This is a genomic window from Robinsoniella sp. (genome assembly GCF_034124845.1).
Window position 1 is genome coordinate 1 of record NZ_JAWYAJ010000410.1, and the last position, 18,785, is coordinate 18,785.

At 43.8% G+C, this 18,785-nt stretch carries 12 protein-coding genes; 11 read left to right on the forward strand and 1 reads right to left on the reverse strand.

Annotated features, from left to right (window positions below):
• The 4 genes from ACH2DQ_RS20345 to ACH2DQ_RS20360 all read left to right on the forward strand — a co-directional run.
• Positions 1-144: DUF6783 domain-containing protein (locus ACH2DQ_RS20345; RefSeq protein ID WP_395028080.1), on the forward strand; the 144-nt coding region annotated here is incomplete at its 5' end.
• The gene (locus tag ACH2DQ_RS20350) at positions 134-1,390 is read left to right on the forward strand and encodes a S41 family peptidase (protein ID WP_394913228.1); all 1,257 of its coding nucleotides are present in this window, start codon (positions 134-136) and stop codon (positions 1,388-1,390) included. The genes ACH2DQ_RS20345 and ACH2DQ_RS20350, both read left to right, overlap by 11 nt.
• A gap of 21 nt (positions 1,391-1,411) precedes the next feature.
• On the forward strand, positions 1,412-2,260 hold the full coding sequence (locus ACH2DQ_RS20355) for a hypothetical protein (RefSeq protein ID WP_394913229.1): 849 nt from the start codon (positions 1,412-1,414) through the stop codon (positions 2,258-2,260).
• Between the two features lie 140 nt (positions 2,261-2,400).
• Positions 2,401-9,123: an Ig-like domain-containing protein gene (locus ACH2DQ_RS20360; RefSeq protein ID WP_394913230.1), complete on the forward strand. Its 6,723-nt coding sequence runs from the start codon at positions 2,401-2,403 to the stop codon at positions 9,121-9,123.
• Between the two features lie 122 nt (positions 9,124-9,245).
• On the opposite strand, the gene ACH2DQ_RS20365 is transcribed toward ACH2DQ_RS20360, so the two are convergent.
• Positions 9,246-10,565, reverse strand: coding sequence for an HlyC/CorC family transporter (locus ACH2DQ_RS20365; protein WP_394913231.1), 1,320 nt, complete (start codon positions 10,563-10,565; stop codon positions 9,246-9,248).
• Between the two features lie 224 nt (positions 10,566-10,789).
• Here ACH2DQ_RS20365 and ACH2DQ_RS20370 point away from each other — a divergent pair, with 224 nt between their 5' ends.
• The 7 genes from ACH2DQ_RS20370 (at position 10,790) to prfA (ending at position 18,673) form a co-directional block, all read left to right on the forward strand.
• A complete protein-coding gene (locus ACH2DQ_RS20370; RefSeq protein WP_394913232.1) occupies positions 10,790-12,682 on the forward strand; it encodes an LPXTG cell wall anchor domain-containing protein in 1,893 nt (630 codons plus the stop codon).
• A gap of 186 nt (positions 12,683-12,868) precedes the next feature.
• Entirely contained in the window at positions 12,869-13,243 is a 375-nt protein-coding gene (locus ACH2DQ_RS20375) for a TIGR04086 family membrane protein (protein ID WP_027296380.1), read from the forward strand.
• Between the two features lie 213 nt (positions 13,244-13,456).
• Positions 13,457-15,175, forward strand: coding sequence for a transcription termination factor Rho (gene rho / locus ACH2DQ_RS20380; protein ID WP_394913233.1), 1,719 nt, complete (start codon positions 13,457-13,459; stop codon positions 15,173-15,175).
• Positions 15,176-15,413: 238 nt separating this feature from the next.
• Complete coding sequence (gene rpmE / locus ACH2DQ_RS20385; RefSeq protein ID WP_027296382.1) at positions 15,414-15,623, forward strand: 50S ribosomal protein L31; 210 nt, start codon at positions 15,414-15,416, stop codon at positions 15,621-15,623.
• Positions 15,624-15,759: 136 nt separating this feature from the next.
• Positions 15,760-16,761, forward strand: a complete 1,002-nt coding sequence (locus ACH2DQ_RS20390; RefSeq protein ID WP_394913234.1) for a DUF1385 domain-containing protein — start codon at positions 15,760-15,762, stop codon at positions 16,759-16,761.
• Positions 16,758-17,588: a peptide chain release factor N(5)-glutamine methyltransferase gene (gene prmC, locus ACH2DQ_RS20395; protein WP_394913235.1), complete on the forward strand. Its 831-nt coding sequence runs from the start codon at positions 16,758-16,760 to the stop codon at positions 17,586-17,588. The genes ACH2DQ_RS20390 and prmC overlap by 4 nt, the downstream gene beginning before the upstream one ends.
• 11 nt (positions 17,589-17,599) lie before the next feature.
• On the forward strand, positions 17,600-18,673 hold the full coding sequence (gene prfA, locus ACH2DQ_RS20400) for a peptide chain release factor 1 (protein ID WP_394913236.1): 1,074 nt from the start codon (positions 17,600-17,602) through the stop codon (positions 18,671-18,673).
• Positions 18,674-18,785 lie beyond the last annotated feature (112 nt).

Sequence of the window (18,785 nt, forward strand, 5' to 3'; positions counted from 1 at the left end):
TATACCGCAAAGTGGGGCGTGCAGATGGCGGGAATGAATTTTCAAACACGCTCTATGCAGGAATCAAGTATGCAGAGGATTTTGAAGCAGGGGAATTGCTGTTTCAGGATCTTTCTTTTAAAGGAGACATATAATGGAAGATGACAAGCGGTTTTTTAAGGGGTTTTTGTGTGGGCTGTGTGTAACTGCGGTGTTAGGACTGGCGGCGTACTTTATTTCCGGTCAGATCGTGAACAGTAATTTGTTTGAAGCCGGGCAGGAATCCCAAAAAGAGACACTGCCGAATGAAAAACAGACAGAAGAACTTTTAAAACTGGATGATGGAAAAGTCCAAAAGAAAATCGATGAGATAGAGGATGTAATTAACCAGTATTATTTAAATGATGCCGATGCCGAACTGGTTGAAACACAGCTGTACAAAGGGCTGGTGAAAGGCCTGGAAGATCCTTATTCAAATTATTATACAAAAGAAGAGATGGAACAGCTGCAGGAATCAAATGCAGGTACATACAGCGGAATTGGTGCTGTTATGATGCAGGATAAAGTGACAAAACTGATTACCATAGCCAGGTGTTATGACGGATTTGGAGCCGCTGAGGCAGGGTTGCTGCCGGGAGATATCTTATACAAAGTAGAGAATCAGGATGTAAGCGGACTGGATTTGAATCAGGTCGTAGCGCTGATCAAAGAAAAAAAAGACGGTTCTGTTCAAATGGAAGTAAAACGAGAAGGAAGTGAAGAACCGGTCAAAGCAGAGGTTCAGGTAGGAGCCGTAGAGATGCCTACCGTAAGCAGCGAAATGCTGGATCATAAAATCGGATATATTGCTATTTCGGAGTTTGACGGCGTTACAGAGAAGCAGTTTGAGAATGCATTGGTAAAACTGGAAGGTGAATCAATGGAAAAACTCATTATTGACCTTCGCAATAACCCGGGCGGTGTACTGCAGGTGGCTTGCAAGATGCTGGATCAGATTCTGCCGGAAGGCTTAATTGTATATACAGAGGATAAATATGGAAATAAAAAAGAATATAAATCAGACGCGGAACATCAGTTTACCAAGCCAATGGTAATCCTGGTAAATGGAAACAGCGCCAGCGCATCAGAAGTATTTGCGGGAGCCGTGAAAGATTATGGAATCGGAACGCTGGTAGGAACAACTACCTTTGGAAAAGGAATTGTGCAGGGGTACAAAACCCTAAGCGATGGTACGACATTGAAATTGACCATTGAAAAATATTATACACCAAAAGGAAATAATATCCACGGAGTTGGAATAGACCCGGATGTAGAAGTAAAACTGGATGAGTCACTGGAAAAAAAGGTGGCATTAAACCATGAAGAAGATAATCAGCTGCAAAAAGCAATTTCCGTTTTGGAGGAAAAGTAAGCAGGATAAAGGAGTGAAAATATGCAGGAAAAAATTATATTTCGTGAGATGTTAAGTGAATTAAAGGCATATGCAGATACAAAGAACAACATGTTAAGCCAAGAGGAGATCAAAGAGTTTTTTAAAAATGCACATCTCACCGATGCGCAGTACGGATTTATTTATGAGTATCTTGGAAGCCAGAAAATAACGGTAGAAGGTTACCAAAGTGGAGTTACTGAAGCGGAGGAGGACACTGTTAATGATGATCAGGCAGAAACACCCATTCAGGATTCCGGGGAAGAAGATACTTTTTTGAACATGTATCTGGAAGATCTGGCGGCTAGCGAAATCCCGGAACTGTCAGAAGAAGAGGAACTCGCACTTTTTAATCAGGCAGCAGGTGGGGACGCCATGGCAAAAAGCCGGCTTATTGAACAGAACCTGAAACGAGTTTATGATCTGGTAATGGAATACAACAATACCCAGCTTCCCAAGAGTGATCTGATCCAGGAAGGGAATGTAGGTTTGATTCTGGTCATGGATGCGCTGAAGCAGCAGAAAACACTTTCGGAGTATCAGGAATATATGAAAAAAGAAATCCTGCAGGTATTGGATGACGCAGAGCAGGAACAAAAAGATTTCAAGCATGATGACCAGCAGATTGTGGAGCAGGTCAATTATTTGAATGAAGCGATTAAGAATCTGGAAGAGGATCTGGAGAGAAAGGTAAGCCTGGAAGAATTATCCGCATATATTGAAATGCCGGCAGAAGAAATAGAAGGGATTTTAAAAATGGCAGGAGATGAGATTGAATTAAAGGATCAGGGGCATCCGCACCAGGGCGGACACCATCATCATGACGGTTGTCATCATGAGGATGACCAGTAGATAGAAAGATATTAAGAAATTCAAATAAAATGGTAAGAAAATCATATGAGTTTTTCTGACACTTTTTGGTAAGATAGATTTACATCTGAATATTTTTTGTTCGAATATTCAGTGAATAATCAAAAAGATGGAGGGAAAACATGAAAAAACGATTAGTGGCATTGGGGTTAACATTGTGTATGGTTTGTTCCAGCATAAGCATGACAGCTTTTGCCAGGGAAGAGCCGGCGGTATCCTTACTTTCCAGTGAGAATGAGGCCGACAGAAGCATGTTGTTCAATGATGGCTGGAAGTTCTTATTGGGAGATCCAGGCGGTGCGGAAAGTAAAGATTTTGACGATACTTCCTGGCGCAGTCTGGATCTTCCTCACGATTGGAGTATTGAATTTGATTTTAATTACAATTCTCCTGCGACATCGGAATGCGGATATCTGGATGGGGGTACCGGCTGGTACCGTAAAACGTTCGTACTGCCGGAATCTATGAAGGACAAAGAGATTTCCATTGATTTTGGCGGCATTTATATGAACAGCACAACCTATGTGAATGGGAAATCCGTAGGCAACTATCCATATGGCTATATGCCATTTACATATAATATTACGGATGAACTGGTCTGCGACGGCAAAACCAAAAATGTAATTGCCGTTAAGGTCGTAAACCAGCTGCAGTCCAGCAGATGGTATTCCGGAAGCGGTATTTACCGGGATGTGCATCTCACCGTGACAGATAAAGTCCATGTGGATCACTGGGGCACACAGATTACCACACCGGATATAGAAAATGGATCCGGTAAAGTAGACGTTACCACCAAGGTAAAAAATGATACGGATAAGGAACAGACCGTTCAGGTTCGCCAAACTGTAATGGATGGAAACGGACAAGCGGTGACAGAACCGGTGACATCTGAAGACGTCACACTTCCATCCGGTGAGACTCAGCCGGTCTCCCAGACCACCACGGTAGCAGATCCTGCACTCTGGTCAACAAAAGATCCGAACCTCTACTATCTGAAGACGGATATTGTAAAAGGGGATAAGGTTCTGGATTCCAGCGAAAGCAGATTTGGTTTCCGTTACTTTGAATTCACCACTGACAACGGATTTTACTTAAATGGTGAGTGGATGAAATTACACGGTGTCTGCATGCATCATGACCAGGGATCACTGGGGGCAGTTGCCAACTACACGGCGATAGAGCGGCAGATGCGCATTATGAAGGATATGGGAGTAAATGCCATCCGTGTTACCCATAATCCGGCTGATGATAAGCTGATTGAAATCTGCGACAAGATGGGTCTGATGGTAATCGATGAAGCCTTTGATACCTGGCAGGGCGGTAAGAAAACATACGATTACGGAAGGTTCTTTACAAAAGCGGCAACGCATCCGGATGCAGAACCGGGACAGACCTGGGCAGAATTTGATATTAAGAATATGGTAGAACGGGGTAAGAACTACCCATCCATTATTATGTGGTCTATCGGGAATGAGATATGGACAACGAACAGTTCCGAGGGTGTACAGACTGCCAAAAATCTGGTGAAGTGGGTAAAAGAAATAGATACTACCAGACCTACAACTATCGGAGAAGATAAATTCCGCGGAAACATGAGCGATACAAGCTCTAATCTGGGCAATGCCAATATGGTGGCGGTATTTGATGCCGTAGATGTTCCGGGACTTAACTACAGTGAGAACCGATATGATGCGCAGCACCGGGAAAAACCCGATTGGGCACTGTATGGTTCGGAAATCGCTTCAGCAACCAGCAGCCGAGGTGTTTATGCTCACCCGGATACCGTGAACAGCGGTGCATCGATTCCTTTTCAGCAGTCCTCTTATGATACGGATTGCGTAGGCTGGGGAAGAACGGCACAGGATTCACTGGTCAGAGACCGGGACAGAAAGTTTGTTGCAGGAGAATTTGTGTGGACAGGCTTTGATTATATCGGAGAACCTACACCATGGAATCAGTCTACCACCACACCGCCTAAGAGCTCTTACTTTGGCATCGTGGATACTGCAGGACTTCCAAAGGATTCTTATTATCTATACCAAAGCCAGTGGACTGACGTAAAAGACAATCCGATGGTTCATATCCTGCCTCACTGGAATTGGGAAGACAGTAACCTGAAATCCAAAGTAACAGACCGGGACGGTAAAATTCCGGTACGTGTCTATACCAACGCTCGTTCCGTAGAACTGTATTTTAAGGCGGCAGACGACACCAGTGAAGGTATCGGAACCTTGGTTGACCAGAAGAAGACATTTGAAACCGTTACACCATATAAAAATGTTGCAGAAGTAAAAGACAATAAAGATCAGGAATACCAGCAGACAGCAGACGGCAAACTCTATCTGGAGTGGCGTATGGACTATAAACCAGGTACCTTAACTGCAGTTGCTTATGACAAAGACGGTCAGAAAATTGCCGAGGACGTAGTTGCCAGTGCAGCCGATCCTGCAGCAGTAAGCCTGAAGCCCGAAAAAAATGTACTTACAGCAGACGGAAGAGACATTTCTTATGTTGAAGTGGATATCACAGATGCAGATGGAACGGTAGTTCCCACCGCAGATAATGAAGTGATCTTCAACGTATCCGGCAATGGTAAAATCGTAGGCGTGGATAATGGAGATGCTTCCAGCCATGAACGGTATAAGGATACCAATGGCATATGGAAGAGAAAAGCATTTAATGGAAAAGCAGTCGTATTAGTGCAATCCACAAAGGATGGAGGAAGCTTTACCCTGACTGCATCATCAGAAGGATTAAGAGGCGATTCTGTCAATGTATTTACCACTGAGACACCGGTTGCGGCAGATCAGATTCTGGGGTACAATGCAAAAGCAGTTACTGCAATTCTGGGAGAAAAAGTGAATCTTCCTGAAAAAGTGGAAGCTGTATACGGTGATGGCTCCAAACGGAAACTGAGTGTCAAATGGGATGATATTCCGAAAGAACTGCTGGAAAAAGAAGGCGTGTTCCAGGCAGCAGGTACGGTTGAGACCGGTGACCGGATTGAAATCAAAGTTACGATAATCGGTATTCTTGGCATTAAAGATGTGAGAGTGGTTACCGGAGTGAACGAAATACCACAGCTTCCGGATACTGCAGAGCTGGTTTACACAGATGGCAGCCAGAAGAAAGTAAATGTGACCTGGGGAGCAATTACACCGGAACAGGTTGCCCAGACTGGTGAGTTTGAAGTTAAGGGAACACTGGAAGGAATCGAAAAATACAGCGCCAAAGCGATTGTAAGGGTAACAGAAGAGCTTGTTTATGCGAAAAATATTGCTACCAGAGTGGGCAGTGCGTTATATCCCAAGCCTTCCGCTTCCTACAACAATGTAGATGACTATGTAAACAACCATGACAATAATATGTCTTCCAATATTAATGACGGCAATATCTCCAGAACACCATCCTGGAATAACTGGGTAAATGGTAACGGTGATAAGAAGGAATCCTGGGTTCAGCTGGAATTTGAAGAAGCAGCCCAGATCGGAAAAGCAGGCATACATTTCTATACGGACGGACAGACCAGGAAACCTGCAAAGGTAACGATTCAGACCAGTATGGACGGAACGACCTGGACAAACGCAGCAAACCAGGATCATGTAGATGATTTTGGCGATGCAGCAGAGGATTGGGCAAAAGAATATCCGGTTAATTTTGATCCGGTAACAGCCAAGTTTGTACGTATCTTGATGGAAGGCCAGCCAAAAGAAGGCGGATTTAAACCGGTGGGCATATCCGAGTTAAAAGTATACACCGGAGTTACAGCTGCCTCCGAAACAGCAGCATTAGAAGACCTGCAGGTAAACGGAGAAACCATCGAAGGATTTGCAGCAGAGCAGTTTAACTATACGGTAACTTCTGCATATCCCTATGAAATCCCTGCTGTTACTGCAAAAGCGAAAGATCATGGAAGTGTCTTCGTCATACCGGCTCAGACTATTGATGAACAGACGAAAGTATTCGTAAAGAGTGAATCAGGAGAAGCAGAGGCAGTGTACACGGTCAGCTTTGAAAAAATGCCGCTGAAGCTGAATCAGGCTGAAATATCCATGGCGAATACAACAATCTTGGAAAATTCCTCAGAAGTAATTACAACCAAAGCAATCTTAGAGGACGGAACGGTTCTGGACAGCAGCCTTGCAGGCGTGGAATATAAGTTATCTTCCAGAGATGGGGCAAAAGCAGAGATCAGCAAGGGAAAATTAAATGCAATCAGAGAAGGAACTCTAACGATTCAATCAGAAGTGACTTATAACGGAGTTGTAATCAAAGCAGATCCGGTGAAAGTTACGATTGAGAAAAATAAAGAAGAAATACAGATTACTTCCTATGAAGAAGTTCGTATATCCACAAAACCGGGAGTTGCACCCGAACTGCCGGGTACCGTAAAAGCTTCTGTGGATGGCAGCTTTGACAGGGATGTGGAAGTAACCTGGGACAGCATTTCAGAAGCGGATTACGCAGAGTTTGGCAGTATCAAAATCCGTGGATTTGTAGTGGGGCAGAATCTTCGTCCTACGGCAGTAATTGAAGTAAAAGACGTGGCAGCGGCTATGCAGTACGCCCTTGCTACACCGGTAAATGTAATACCAGCCTTGCCTGAGACAACTACCGTGTACTACAGCGATGGAACGGCAGTTTCAGAAGTTCCCGTAACATGGGAAGAAATGAGCCAGGAGCAGTTTAATGTGGCAAATGATACTATGGTAACCGTACAGGGAACAGCAGAAAAAGATGGCACCACAGTTCCCGTAACCGCACAGGTTCGCGTAACCTCCACCAATGTGGAAACCTCAGAAAATTATTACCAGCTGCGGAACGGATATGAACTGCCATTTGCAGTTGCATCCTTTACCAATGACGGGGCAGATTCTACAGACCGAGTTTATAAATTAAATGACGGCAACATCAGTTTTGCACAACAGGATGCACAGGGCAAAAATATCTGGTGCAACTGGCAGCGTGTAGGAAGGCAGAGCGACTGGGTTGGCGTAATCATGGCAAAAGAGGGAGATGTGGTAGAGCGGTTTGCGGACAGCCTGAAAGTAGGATTTTTCAAGGAGTCTGGTACATCCGGAATACAGTATCCCACAACATATAAAGTGGAGTATTACACCGGTCCTCTGGACTTTGCAGTTCCCGGATTTTCAGAGGTGAAAAACCCAAGAGGACATATTGAAGAAATTGCAGATCATCCATTCAATGATGATGCAAACTGGACAGAAGTTACGTATCTGAATGATACCGGAGAGACAGTGGATACACCGCCTGTAATCGTGTCGGAAGACATGACAAACATTCAATTCGTTCCTGTTAAAACATGTATTGTGCGTGTGAATATGGAGTCTTCGTCATCAAATGCATTTGGTATTACCGAGATTCAGGCATTTGGAAAAAATGTACTGCCGCAGACGGACTACCAGGTAATTGATTTAAAGGCTGGGGAAACCTCAATTGAAGGATTTGACCAGGAGGTCAAAGATTATGTGGTAAACCTGAGCAACGATACCATTCCTCAGATATCAGCTGAATGGGAGAATAATGCTTCCGTAACAATATTACAGGCAACAAAAGCAAACCCAAAAGCAAAAGTAATCATGCTTGCGGAAAACGGAATGCCGGACACACAGAAAATATATACCGTTAAATTCAACATCCCCACAGACCGGACAAATCTGGATCAGGCGATAGCAGATGGGAAGGCTGTGGAAGAAGGAAAATATACAAAGGCATCTTACCGATACCTGGCGGATGCATTAAAAGAAGCCGGGGAATTAAAAGCAGATGCCCTGCAAGGCCAGATTAATGACGCAGTTCGGGCAATTTACTCAGCAATGGAAGGCCTGACGGAAAAAGCAGATGTAACAGAACTGGTAAAGGCGCTTCAGACCGCAGATAAGATGATCGAAATGTCTGATGCCTATACACCGGATTCCTTAAGCGGTCTGCCGGCAGCAATCAGTAATGCCCAGAAAGTCAGGGATAAAGATACCGCTACGCAAAGTCAGGTAAATGAAGCTGCGAAAGTATTAAATGAAGAAATACAAAAAGTGCTCAAAAAGGCAGATAAAAAGAATCTGACAGCACTGGTACAGGAAGTAGAGAAAAAAGACCTGAGCAAATATACGCCGGAAAGTGCAGCAGCATTTAAAAATGTACTGGCACAGGCACAGCATCTGCTGGTGGATGGAAATATTTCCATTCGCGACCAGAAGAAAGTAGATGATATGTATCAGTCATTGAAGTCTGCAGAAAGTCTGCTGGTAATGGCTAACACTTCAAAACCGGACGTGAAAGTACAGGTTCCGGGTGCCGTAAATGGCGTGAAAGTCACCGGTACCTATACGGCATCTATGAACGTGACCTGGGAGAAGGCACCACGTGCAGAAAAATACCGCGTTTCCGTTTACCGTTACAGTACTAAGAAATGGAGCGTTGCAGGCGAGACTTCAGGTACCAGCATGAAGATTCGCAATCTGGCGCCGGGTGAGAGATACAGCGTTAAGATCGCACCGTTCAATGAAAGCGGATTAGGCGTGGAATCCTTATCGGTTAAGACTGCCACCCGTCCGTTAAAAGCAAAGATGAAATCCATCAAAAAATATGGAAAATCATCAGCTAAGATCACCGTTGTGAAGCAATCCTGCACCGGATACGCATTATACGAAAGAGTGAAACCGGGCAAATACACCAAAGTAACGGCAAAATCCAAAAATGCGCTGATTCGAAAAGGCATCAAAAAAGGAAAGACCTATACTTTTAAAGTACGGGCATATGTAAAGAACGGGGATAAGACCTATTGGGGTAAATATTCCAAGACTATGAAATTCAGATTGAAATAAGAAATAAGTAAACGCAGCATCCTGTGAGATTCGCCATCGGCGGTCATCCACAGGATGCTGCTTTTTTTTCAGGTAATGCATATATTCAGGTGCTGCAGATATCCGTATTTCTACAACGGTGCTTATTCTTGATCTGCTTCCGGTTCGCCGGGAGGAAGCTCTGTTTCCGGGGCATCCGGATCCTTGTCCGTTTCCGGAAGATACATGTGTACTTTATCAATCCTGTTTTTATCCACGGCATCTACCACAAGGCGTATGCCGTTTTCAGCCACCACAAATTCTCCCTGCTGGGGAAGGTGGTCCAGACGTTCGATAATGTAGCCCCCGATGGAGTCATAATCTTCGGAATCAAAGTCCAGTCCTAAGGCATCGTTTACATCATCCAGCTTCATGGAACCTTCTATTACATATTCCAGGTCATTGATGGAGCGGATCAGATCCTCTTCATCCTGATCATATTCGTCCCGGATTTCACCAACGATTTCTTCCAGAAGATCTTCCAGGGTAATGAGTCCGGCAGTTGCGCCGTATTCATCCAGTACAATGGTAAAATTAATGGAATCCTGCCGCATTTCTACCATAAGTTCAGAAGTCTTCTTATATTCGTAGGTAAAATAAGGTTCACGCATGATATCGCGTATATGGAATTCTTCGGAAGGTTTGCAAAAGAGCAGATCCTTCACATTAATGATGCCGATTACGTTATCCGGACTTTCTTCGTAGACCGGAAGCCGCGTAAATTTTTCCTGCTCAAAGACATCAATAATCTCATCATAGGTGCTGTTGATATCAATGGAAACCATGTCCACACGGGGAACCATAATATCTTTTGCCTGGGAATCACCAAAATCGAATACATTGTAGATCATCTGGCGCTCCTCACTTTCGATTACCCCTTCCTCATGGCTTACATCCACAATTGTCCGCAATTCATGTTCTGTCATAGCGTTCATTTTCGCAGAAGGGTCTATCCGCAGTATGCGCAGGCATACATAAGACAGTTTGTTGATCAGAAAGATAATCGGCGTCAGAGCCCGCATCATAAACAGAATAATCCCGGCATAACCCATGGACAGCCGTTCCGCGTATAAGGTGGCAAGAGTCTTCGGTGTTATTTCTCCAAATAATAAGATTAACAGGGTTAAAACTCCGGTTGCTATTCCTACAGCAGCATTGCCCCAGATATTAAGGGCAAGTGTAGTTGCCAGGGCAGACGCGGACAGGTTGACGATATTATTGCCGATTAAAATTGCGCTCAGCATTTTACCGGAATCATCAATTACCTTGAGAAGGGTAACCGCCTTTTTATTTCCCTGGTCTGCAAGAGTTTTAATTCTGATTTTATTTACAGTTGTCAATGAAGTCTCCGCAGAAGAAAAAAATGCGGATAATCCAATCAGGGCGATCAGCACGCCCAATTGTATGGCATCACTTGAATCCAAATACATCATCTCCTTAAATCAATATAGTTATAGTGAATATACAATATTTCCGGTTCAAATGCAAGGATTCAAAAAAATTGAAAAATATTGTTAATAATTTTGTAATAAATACTTGATAAATGTGAAACAAATGTGTTATAATAATGCGGACTCAAACCTGCGGCAAAATTTTATGCTTATGCAACGCAGTAGTGGATAAATACAAAAGATCAGGAGGATGTGGTATGAAATCAGGGCGACAAAAGAAAAAACCGAAAATGCGTATATGGAGCATGGTTCTGGCATTCGCATTAGCAGCGGTGAATATACTGCCCATGCAGACGGCAGAAGCGGCAGAAATGCATACCGTTTATTTAAACGGAGAGGGCGGCTCAAATGAAAATTCCGGACAAAGCAGCGAAAGTGCGGTATCGTCCATTACAAAGGCAAAAGAACTGCTGGGTGAAAGCGGAGGAACGATTATGGTGACCGGGACTTTAAATGTGTCCTGGGAAACGACCTGGTCCATGCCGTCGGGAAGTGTTATAAAGGCAGCCCCAGGTCTGGAAGGACCGGTGATTGCGGTGGCAAAAGACGGAGCCCTTACGCTTAACAATATTGTAATAGATGGACAAAAAGGTAATATCATATCCAACAGCGGATATCTGTCGCTGAAAGACAATGTTACATTACAGGCATCCGGCAGCCGGGTCAGTGCAGAATCGGCGGTATACACGGCAAAAGAAGCAACGACGATGAAGGACGGCGTTCTTATTGCAGGTGTGAAAAAAAATGAAAAGGATACTGAGGCATCGGAAACAACGACAACAGAGACATCGGCAGCAGAGACAGCAACAGACCCCTCATCACCGGATACGGCAGCAACAGAAATCACAGAAACTACAGTTCAGAATCCATCCACGGAGTCTGAGTCCTGGCAGCAGGATACGCCGGGTCAGAGCGAATCCCAGGCAATTACCACAACGCCTGCAACCGAAGCACCGGTTCCGGGCACATCGGCGTCCCAGACGGAAGCAGCGATTACGGAGGCAGCCCCGGAAGATATGGAAACTGAAGCACCGGCTGGAAATAAGAGTAACACGCAGGCAACTACAAAACCGGAAACAGAACAGGCGGAATCTATAGAAACTACAGAACCAACAGAATCTATAGAAACTACAGAATCTGCAGAACCTACAGAACCTGCAACTTTCACAGATAAAAACTCTGGGAATAAAAATGAAGGGGCAAAGACGCCAGGGACTGAGAAAGTGGATACGAAGCAAGACTCACATACTAGGATCCCCACGGAAGAACCAATAAGTAACTTTGACACCTTCATCGAAATGGTCTATTCACTGCAGGTAGAAAGCAGAGCGGATATCAGCAGCGTAGTAGAAGCTGCCAAAATATACGATGCATTGAGTGATAATGAAAGAGGCCAGGTGACAAAAGAGGCATACAATCTTTTGATTCAGGCACAGAATACGGCAGGCGTATGGAACCATGCCCACAACAGTGTCAGCGTATCCGGTAATCTGCCCTGGTATGTGCAGTTTACAGCTGAAATAAACAACTCCAGAGACAGCGGTGATAACAGCAAGATCATAGTGCCCTACGACCTGAAATTATGGGATATGTACCGGAATACGGAATATGTACTGGGGCAGGGAGAAAAAGTGACGGTGACCATGCCGGTACCGGATACGGACCTTTCTAATGGTCTGACAATCTATCATTATAAGGCAGATGGAACAACAGAAGTATTGCATCCGGTTATAAATGGAGACACCATGAGCTTTGAAACAAGCTCGTTTAGTCCCTTTGATGTGGCAGGAGGCACCCTGCTTGCAGGTATGGGAGTGAACAACAGTAACAATTATACGGGCGGAAGTACCCCATCCTCTAACCAGACAAATAACAATTCAAACAGTACATCCAATCATACACCCGGCAATACATCAGGTAATTCAACCGGAAGCAGTACCACGAACCTGAAACCACAGCCGGCAGGAAATACACTGGCTGCAGCCCCAAATACCGGAGATGCCACTCCGATAGCAGTAATGGTAATAGGATTTGTGATTTCAGGAGGAGCTATTTTTATGATGCTCAGAGGGAAAAGAAAGACGCAATAGCGTTTATCCTGTTAATTCCCGTCCCAACCTGCATAAAACCTTCTCTTTTCACATATATTACTCTAGAACATGATTTAAAATTCATTGGATCAATCTGGATGTCCAGCTTTTAGGGAGGTACCCCGGGAAATGCGGACTAAAGCTTGATACAGATAATTTTAAACACGCGCTAGGAGGAAGCGTTCTATGGATAACACTGCAACGAAAAAATCCGGAGTCATGCTGGTGATCAAGTCCCTGGTAGTATCTTACCTAACAACCGGGATCTTACTGCTGATTTTAGCTCTGTTGCTTTTTAAAATGGAATTAAATCAGAGTAAAGTATCCATTGGCATAATAGGGATATACATAATTGCCAGTTTCATTGGGGGATGGATTGCGGGAAAAGGAGCCGGAAAGCAGAAGTTCCTGTGGGGACTTCTCATAGGCAGTGCATATTTCTTAATGCTCACAGCAATTTCCCTGATTACAAATGGAAGCCTGCAATCTGAGCTTCCGCAGCTGTTTACCACGTTGCTGCTCTGTATGGGAGGCGGCATGCTGGGCGGTATGTTATCGTAAGAAATATGGAATTAGAGACGACGCTTAAAAAACATCGTCTCTAATTTGATTTTTGGTAATAATTGTGTTATAGTATATGAGAGTCTAATTAAGAATCAAAGTCATTTCAGACGCGAACCCCAAATCAACGCAGATTATGAATTTTAATTGTGAATCAAAAAATCGCATATGGAAAGGAGATATTTGTAACAAAGGTTATAAATAAGTACTTAAATGAGAGAAAAATATGAATCATTATCAGTAGCGGTATTGAAGGAATTGGCTAAATCCCGGGGACTTAAGAATATTTCAGCCCTGAAAAAAAGCCAGGTAATCGAACTCATGCTTGCAGAAGATGAAAAAAATGGTGCAGTGAATGATGCAGAACAGAATACTGAAGGTGCGTCTGCCACTATAGAAGAACCAAAGAAAACCGCGCCGTCTCAAAAGGCAGAGAATGTGCAGAAAGCAGATAATACCCAGAGAACAGAGCATACACAAAGAACGGATAATACCCAGAGAAGCGAAAGCATGCAGAGAACGGACAATACCCAGAGAACCGAAAATATGCAGCGTACAGACAATATACAAAGGTCTGAAGGTATGCAGAGAACAGACAATACCCAGAGAACAGAAACCGTGCAGAGAACAGACAATACCCAGAGAACGGAAAACATGCAGAGAACGGACAATATCCAGAGATCCGAAAACATGCAGAGAACGGACAATATCCAGAGATCCGAAAATATGCAGCGCACAGACAGTGTACAGAGAACGGAAAACAATCCTGGATCAGAAGGCAAGAGTACGGATATGTCACAGCTTGACAGCGGCATTACGGCGAATGGAATTCTGGAGGTGCTGCCGGATGGATATGGATTTATCCGCTGTGCCAACTACCTCCCAGGGGAAAATGATGTCTATGTGTCACCTTCCCAGATCCGCAGATTTAATCTGAAAACAGGTGATATCATTACCGGAAATACAAGAGTCAAGACCCAGCAGGAAAAATTCAGCGCTCTGTTATATCTGAAGAGTATCAATGGTTTTCATCCCTCAGAAGCAACAAAAAGATTAAATTTTGAAGATATGACCCCTATTTTCCCAAATAAAAGAATGCGCATGGAACGCACCACCAAAGGTACTGCTATGCGAATCGTAGATCTAATTTCCCCCATCGGCAAGGGGCAGAGGGGAATGATCGTATCCCCGCCTAAAGCAGGTAAGACAACTTTATTAAAAGATGTTGCCAAATCCATCTTACAGAATAATCCGGACATGCATCTGATCATTCTTCTGATCGATGAACGTCCTGAGGAAGTAACGGATATCAAAGAAGCGATCTGCGGAAGCAATGTGGAAGTGATTTATTCTACCTTTGACGAACTGCCTGAACACCATAAAAGGGTTTCCGAGATGGTAATGGAACGTGCCAAAAGGCTGGTAGAGCACCGCAAAGAAGTTACAATTCTGCTGGACAGCATTACCAGGCTTGCAAGAGCTTATAACCTTACGGTTCCGCCAAGCGGAAGAACATTATCCGGTGGTCTTGATCCGGCTGCCCTGCATATGCCGAAGCGCTTCTTTGGAGCTGCACGAAATATGAGAGAGGGCGGAAGCCTTACCATATTGGCAACGGCGCTAGTGGATACCGGAAGTAAGATGGACGATGTTGTATATGAAGAGTTCAAAGGAACCGGTAATATGGAACTTGTTCTGGACCGTAAGCTTTCCGAACGACGGGTATTCCCTGCAATTGATATTCCAAAATCGGGAACAAGAAGAGAAGATCTTCTGCTGGACCCGGAAGAGCAGGAAGCAGTTTATATCATGCGTAAAGCATTAAATGGTATGAAATCCGATGATGCGGTAGAAAATATACTGAATATGTTCGTTCGTACACGAAATAATCAGGAATTTGTACAGATGGTAAAAAAGCAAAAATTCATTTAGATACAGGCATAAATTAGCTAAAATATCTTGCATTTTGACAAGTGGTGTGATATAATTCAAACGTTGTTTTAAAACTGTAGGGACTTACAGGGCTAGCCCGGGTTACCTTGCTGTGGAAACATCAGGAGCAGCATTGACCGGGAATTGATCTGTGCAGACCACGACCGATAGGCGGCGTAGGGAGGTAAATGTGCATGGATATGCAGTTCACAAAATAAGAAGAAGAGGTGAAACCATCATGAAAAACGGAATACATCCAGATTACCATCAGGCAACAGTAACATGTAACTGTGGAAACACATTCGTAACAGGTTCTACAAAGAAAGATATCCACGTGGAAATCTGCTCTAAATGCCATTCTTTCTACACAGGACAGCAGAAATCAGCAGCAGCTCGTGGACGTATTGATAAGTTCAATAAGAAATATGGTATTGATGCAGACAAATAGGTATGAATAAAGATAAGGTTGAGGTTGTGAAATCTCAACCTATTTTTAAATGTCGGGAATTGTGAAGAAATAGAGTTATGGCATTTACATTGATGCAGTACCGAAGACTTTTCTGCGGTATGCAGGAGGTATAAATATGAAATCATCAAATATCGGCGGACAGGCGGTTATGGAAGGTGTTATGATGAAAAACGCCGACCGGTATGCAGTTGCTGTCAGAAAGCCAAATGACGAAATTGTAGTTAAGGTGGAAGACTATAAGAGTATTATCAAGAACAAGAAAATATTGTCTCTGCCCATCATTCGCGGAGTTTTCAATTTTGTGGACTCTATGGTGCTTGGCATGAAGACATTAACATATTCGGCCAGCTTTTTTGAAGAAGATGAAGAAGCGGAGCCTACGAAGTTTGATAAGGCTCTTGAGAAGGCGACAAAAGGAAAGGGAGATTCCCTGCTTATGGGAATTACGGTGACCCTGTCGATTATACTGGCAGTTGGGCTGTTTATGGTTCTTCCTTATTTTATCTCCCTGATTTTTCATAAATTTACAGATTCTATGACGCTGATTGCAATTGCAGAGGGCGTTGTACGTATCTTATTGTTTCTGGGATATATACTTTTGATTTCCAGGATGAAAGATATCCAGCGTGTATTTATGTATCATGGTGCAGAGCATAAATGCATCAATTGTATTGAACACGGTCTGGAATTAAATGTAGAGAATGTATTAAAAAGTTCCAAGCAGCACAAACGCTGCGGTACCAGTTTCCTGCTGATTGTTATGGTCATAAGTGTGATCTTCTTCATATTTATAAGAGTAGACTCCCCCATTTTGCGTGTAGTGGTCCGGATTCTGCTGGTTCCGGTAATTGCTGGAGTATCTTATGAGTTTATCAGACTGGCAGGAAGAAGTGAGAATGCTTTTGTAACCATGCTCAGTAAACCCGGTATGCTGCTGCAAAATCTCACAACAAGAGAGCCGGATGCAAAAATGGCGGAAGTAGCTATCGCATCTGTGGAGGCGGTATTTGACTGGAAGACATATCTTTCTCAGAATTTTGGTATGTCCTTTGAAGAAGAAGAAAATGAAACTGCTCAAACAGTGACAGGAACTTATAACAAGGAAGCGATATCATGACACTGCAGGAAGTTGTTAAAAAAGGGGAAGACTATCTGAGAGAGCGGGGCGTTGACAATCCTGGTCTGGACGCCTGGTATATATTGGAGAACGTCTGTAATATTGACAAGACCTATTTCCTGCTGAACCGTAATGAGGAAATTCAGCCGGCACAGTATGCCCGTTACCAGACAATGCTGGCAGCCCGGGGAAAACGTGTGCCGCTGCAGCACCTTACCGGAGAACAGGAATTCATGGGATTGTCTTTTTTGGTAAATAGCAAAGTACTGATTCCAAGGCAGGATACGGAAATTCTGGCAGAGGAAGCATTAAAAGTTTTGAGGCCGGGGATGAAGGTACTGGATGTCTGTACCGGCTCCGGCTGTATTATTATCAGTCTGATGAAGCTGTCCGGTGCGAACAGAGGCATGGCAGTTGATATCTCCAGGGAGGCTCTGGAAGTTGCCGGAGAAAATGCAAGGCGTCATGGTGTCTGCATTGATTTTCGGGAAAGTGATCTGTTTGATCAGGTGGAAGGTAAATTCGATGTGATCGTTTCCAATCCGCCTTATATCGCAACTTCTGAAATTACAAAACTGATGGCAGAAGTAAGGCTGTTTGAGCCGATAACAGCACTTGACGGAAAAGAAGACGGTCTGTATTTTTACCGGAAGATTGTAACGAAAAGCAGATCCTTTTTAAATCCCGGAGGATGGCTGCTCTTTGAAATTGGCTATGATCAGGCTTCGATGGTGACATCCATGATGCACAGCGCAGGATATAAGGATGTGAGAGTCGTAAAAGACCTTGCCGGACTGGACCGGGTAGTTTTAGGAAGAATAAATTAGGAGGAAACAACATGTTTGATAAATTGGAGGATTTGTTAATCCGCTTTGAAGAGATTATGGGCGAATTAAATGAGCCTTCTGTGGTAAATGACCAGACTCGTTTTCAGAAATTAATGAAAGAGCAGAGTGATTTACAGCCGATTGTAGATGCTTATAAAGAATACAAAGACAGTAAGCAGACCGTAGAAGACAGCCTCACCATGTTAGACGAAGAGTCTGACGAGGAAATGCGGGAAATGTTAAAAGAGGAATTAAATGACGCCAAAGCGCGTATAGAAGAATTAGAGCATAAATTAAAGATATTATTATTGCCGAAAGACCCCAATGATGACAAGAATGTTATCGTGGAAATACGTGCAGGTGCAGGCGGTGATGAAGCAGCTCTGTTCGCAGCTGAGATCTATCGTATGTATGTAAAATTTGCGGAATCCCAGCGTTGGAAAACAGATATGATGAGCTTTAATGAAAATGGAATCGGCGGTTTTAAAGAAGTGACCTTTATGATCAACGGACAGGGCGCTTATTCCAAATTAAAATACGAAAGCGGTGTACATCGTGTACAGCGTGTACCCGAAACAGAATCCGGTGGACGTATCCACACATCTACGATTACAGTAGCAATTATGCCGGAAGCGGAAGAAATCGATTTCCATCTGGATATGAATGACTGTAAGTTCGATGTTTTCCGTGCATCCGGGAACGGCGGGCAGTGTGTCAATACAACAGACTCTGCAGTGCGTCTGACCCATATCCCTACCGGAATTGTAATTTCATGCCAGGATGAGAAATCACAGCTTAAGAATAAAGACAAAGCATTAAAAGTACTTCGTTCCAGACTCTACGAGATGGAATTGGAGAAACAGCATGATGCAGAAGCAGAAGCCAGAAGAAGCCAGGTTGGTACCGGTGACCGTTCTGAGAAAATCAGAACCTATAACTTCCCCCAGGGGCGTGTTACAGACCACCGTATCAAATTGACATTACACAGACTGGATGGAGTAATGAATGGAGATATCTCTGAGGTAATAGACAGTCTGATAGCAGCAGACCAGGCAGCAAAGCTTGCCAATCTGCAGGACCAGTAGAAGTGAAGCTTGCCAATCTGCAGGACCAGTAGAAGTGAAGCATACCAATCTGCAGGATCAGCATAAGCGTAGCTTGCCAACTAGCAGGATCAGTAAGCAGTGTAGTAGTTTA

Coding starts and splice junctions, on each gene's coding strand:
- rho (WP_394913233.1), top strand. CDS start 13,457: ATGAGAGAAAAATATGAATCATTATCAGTAGCGGTATTGAAGGAATTG.
- ACH2DQ_RS20350 (WP_394913228.1), top strand. CDS start 134: ATGGAAGATGACAAGCGGTTTTTTAAGGGGTTTTTGTGTGGGCTGTGT.
- prmC (WP_394913235.1), top strand. CDS start 16,758: ATGACACTGCAGGAAGTTGTTAAAAAAGGGGAAGACTATCTGAGAGAG.
- prfA (WP_394913236.1), top strand. CDS start 17,600: ATGTTTGATAAATTGGAGGATTTGTTAATCCGCTTTGAAGAGATTATG.
- rpmE (WP_027296382.1), top strand. CDS start 15,414: ATGAAAAACGGAATACATCCAGATTACCATCAGGCAACAGTAACATGT.
- ACH2DQ_RS20390 (WP_394913234.1), top strand. CDS start 15,760: ATGAAATCATCAAATATCGGCGGACAGGCGGTTATGGAAGGTGTTATG.
- ACH2DQ_RS20375 (WP_027296380.1), top strand. CDS start 12,869: ATGGATAACACTGCAACGAAAAAATCCGGAGTCATGCTGGTGATCAAG.
- ACH2DQ_RS20370 (WP_394913232.1), top strand. CDS start 10,790: ATGAAATCAGGGCGACAAAAGAAAAAACCGAAAATGCGTATATGGAGC.
- ACH2DQ_RS20355 (WP_394913229.1), top strand. CDS start 1,412: ATGCAGGAAAAAATTATATTTCGTGAGATGTTAAGTGAATTAAAGGCA.
- ACH2DQ_RS20360 (WP_394913230.1), top strand. CDS start 2,401: ATGAAAAAACGATTAGTGGCATTGGGGTTAACATTGTGTATGGTTTGT.